The following is a 3,098-nucleotide window of genomic DNA, read 5'->3' as shown; positions in this document are numbered from 1 at the left end:
GTTCGATGGCCAATTGCTTGGACAACTCGGTCTTCCCGACACCAGTTGGTCCAACAAAGAGGAAGCTACCAATTGGACGGTTTGGTGTTCCAAGCCCTACCCGGTTGCGACGGATGGCCTTAGCAATTTTTTCAACAGCCTCATCTTGACCGATGACATGAGCCTTCAAGTCAGCTGCCAAGTTGATCAATTGGGATTGTTCTTTTTCTTTCAAATCGCCAACTGGAATATTGGTCTTTTGCTCGACGATGTGTTCGATGGTCTTTTCGCTAATGACTGGCGTATCTTGATCAGTGACCTGTTGCCCTTGCATTTCTTTGTACTTAGCGATTTGGTCGCGGAAGTAGGCAGCTTTTTCAAAGTCCTCATCGCGCGTCGCTTGAGCCTTGAGATTTTCGGCTTCAATTAAGCGTTGGTCGATGACTTTGGGATCGACAAAATTGAGGGTTAAGTTCATCTTAGAGCCTGCTTCGTCCAAGAGGTCAATGGCCTTGTCTGGCAAGAAGCGGTCTTGGATATAGCGATTAGAAAGGAGAGCCGCAGCCTCGATCGCACCATCGGTATAGTGGACGTGGTGGTAGTCCTCGTATTTCTTTTGAATGCCTTTGAGGATGGTGATGGTTTCTTCCACTGTAGGTTCGTCGACCTTAACGGGTTGCATCCGGCGTTCAAGTGCTGCATCCTTTTCGATAATACGATACTCATTGAGTGTCGTCGCACCGACTAATTGCAATTCGCCACGAGCGAGGGCTGGTTTGAGAATATTTCCAGCATCCATATTGCCGTCTCCAGCAGATCCAGCACCGACAATTTCATGGATCTCATCGATAAACAAAATCACATCTTCCCGGCGACGGATTTCCTCCATCAATTGTTGCATGCGCTCTTCAAATTGCCCTCGGATCCCAGTTCCTTGAACCAGACTGACAACGTCTAAGCGAATGACTTCCTTACCTTGAAGCTTGTGAGGGACATCCCCATCAACAATCTTTTGCGCTAGTCCTTCTACGACAGCTGTTTTTCCGACACCGGGTTCCCCAATCAGGACAGGGTTGTTCTTTGTTCGACGGTTGAGGATTTCAATGACGCGAAGAATTTCATCGTCACGGCCGATGACCGGATCGATATCCCCACGACGAGCAATTTCAGTAACGTTAATTCCAAATTCTTCTAGAAGGCCCTTTGGTTGTTGTTTGGCTTGGGGTCTGTTGGGTCCTGAAGAACGACCGTTTCCATTAGAACCATAGCCATTTCCACCACCATAGCCTCCCCCAGATTGGGTCGGAGGGGTTTGGGGTTCTTGCGGAGCCTGGAAGTTTCCTAGTTGATTGAAGAAATCTTCAAAAGGATCCCGTCCTCCGCGATTTTGTTGGTTTAATCCTGCGAGCAGACTATTGTTAGGATCCGTTTTCATAATTTGATAGCAGTTCTGGCAAAGGTCTACTTGTTGTTGGTGGCCATTCACGTTCGTATAAAGATGAATGGTTGAATCATTGATTTTACAGTTTTGACAAAGCATTCTCTTACCTCTTTCTCTAGGGTAAAAAGTGTAAAAACTATTGGTCAGAAATAGTCAAACTTTTATAGTTTCATTATAGCAGTATTCTAAAAGTTTGCAAGAATTTAGTATGAAGTCCGGTTTTAGGCATGGAATAAAGAGGAAAATAGCGGAAAAGTTGATTTTTATTGGAATTTCCTCCTTCTTTTATGATAAAATAGGAGAGTAGAAAGTAAATAGGAGAATCAAAATGGAATCACATTTGGTACGAATTATCAGCCGTTTGGAAGCGATGACGAAAGACGGTGGAAACTTAAAACGTAATTTTGAACGTGAAGGGGTTGTAGTTGCTGAAGTAGCTTACAACTATGATGAAGAAAATGGATCAGTATTTACTCTTCGTGATGTAGAAGCGCGTGAGACCTATACATTCGATAGCATTGACTTAATCGCAATGGAAATCTACGAATTGTTGTACTAAGAAGTATCAATCAAGAGTCTAGAGCATCTAGTCTCTTTTTTGTTGGAAGAAAATAGTTATAGTTTCTTCTTATAACCTTGTCTAATCAAGAAGTGTTAGGAGCAGGTTCACAAATCTGATATAATAGAGAAGATATTGAATAGAAAAGAGATTGAGATGACACATGTAATTGATGGGAAGGCCTTGGCAGTAAAATTGCAAGGGGAATTGGCTGAGAAAACCGCTCGCTTAAAGGCTGAGACTGGTCAGGTCCCAGGCTTGGTAGTGATTTTGGTGGGAGAAAACCCAGCTAGCCAGGTCTATGTCCGCAATAAAGAACGGTCAGCTTTGGCAGCAGGATTTCGAAGTGAAGTGGTTCGAGTGCCAGAAAGCATTTCCCAAGAGGAATTGTTGGCCCTCATTGACCGCTACAATCAGGATCCACTCTGGCATGGTATTTTAGTCCAGTTGCCTCTACCAGCCCATATCGACGATGAGGCAGTTTTGTTAGCCATTGATCCTAATAAGGATGTCGACGGCTTCCATCCTCTTAATATGGGACATCTTTGGGCAGGAAATCCAGTCATGGTTCCCTCTACACCAGCAGGGATTATGGAAATGTTCCGAGAATATGATATCGATGTCGAAGGGAAAAATGCAGTCGTCATTGGCCGTTCCAACATCGTGGGGAAACCGATGGCCCAGCTTCTCCTAGCAAAAAATGCAACGGTGACCTTGACCCATTCGCGGACTCATCATTTGGCAAAAATTGCTAGAAAAGCAGATATCTTAGTGGTGGCGATCGGTCGTGCCAAATTTGTTACAGCTGACTTTGTTAAAGAGGGAGCAGTCGTTATCGATGTCGGAATGAACCGTGATGAAAATGGGAAGCTTTGTGGAGACGTCGACTATGAACAAGTAGCTCCTCTGGCTAGTCACATCACTCCGGTTCCAGGTGGTGTTGGTCCTATGACCATTACCATGCTCATGTCTCAGACCTATGAGGCGGCTGTTCGGGCCTTGAAAAAATAGGCGAACTTGGATGGATTCGAGACAGTGTCTGTAGCTGTAGAATGATTAGAAAGATTTTTAAGGTAGGAACTTCGCTTCCTGCCTTTTTTTAGCCTAAACGTGGTAAAA

The 3,098-nt window shown here is 44.5% G+C and carries 3 protein-coding genes; 2 read left to right on the top strand and 1 reads right to left on the bottom strand.

Going from position 1 to position 3,098, the window contains the following annotated elements:
- Nucleotides 1-1,519 (bottom strand): AAA family ATPase (locus ACLOR3_RS06515; RefSeq protein WP_412037082.1); only part of this gene is annotated, 1,519 nt, incomplete at its 3' end.
- A gap of 229 nt (nucleotides 1,520-1,748) precedes the next feature.
- On the opposite strand from ACLOR3_RS06515, the gene ACLOR3_RS06510 reads away from it, so the two are divergent.
- The gene (locus ACLOR3_RS06510; RefSeq protein WP_006596773.1) at nucleotides 1,749-1,979 is read left to right on the top strand and encodes a DUF1797 family protein; all 231 of its coding nucleotides are present in this window, start codon (nucleotides 1,749-1,751) and stop codon (nucleotides 1,977-1,979) included.
- 156 nt (nucleotides 1,980-2,135) lie between these two features.
- Nucleotides 2,136-2,990 (top strand): bifunctional methylenetetrahydrofolate dehydrogenase/methenyltetrahydrofolate cyclohydrolase, encoded by an 855-nt coding sequence (locus ACLOR3_RS06505; protein ID WP_411400647.1) that lies wholly within the window; start codon nucleotides 2,136-2,138, stop codon nucleotides 2,988-2,990.
- Nucleotides 2,991-3,098 lie beyond the last annotated feature (108 nt).

Origin of the sequence: Streptococcus intestinihominis, assembly GCF_046824975.1 — a bacterium.
Taxonomy (GTDB): Bacteria; Bacillota; Bacilli; order Lactobacillales; family Streptococcaceae; genus Streptococcus.
Note: the sequence above shows the minus strand (reverse complement) of the source record. Positions and strands in the feature narration are given on the sequence as shown.

Excerpts from the sequence above, each read along its gene's own strand:
- ACLOR3_RS06505 (WP_411400647.1), top strand. The coding sequence starts at position 2,136 with ATGACACATGTAATTGATGGGAAGGCCTTGGCAGTAAAATTGCAAGGG.
- ACLOR3_RS06510 (WP_006596773.1), top strand. The coding sequence starts at position 1,749 with ATGGAATCACATTTGGTACGAATTATCAGCCGTTTGGAAGCGATGACG.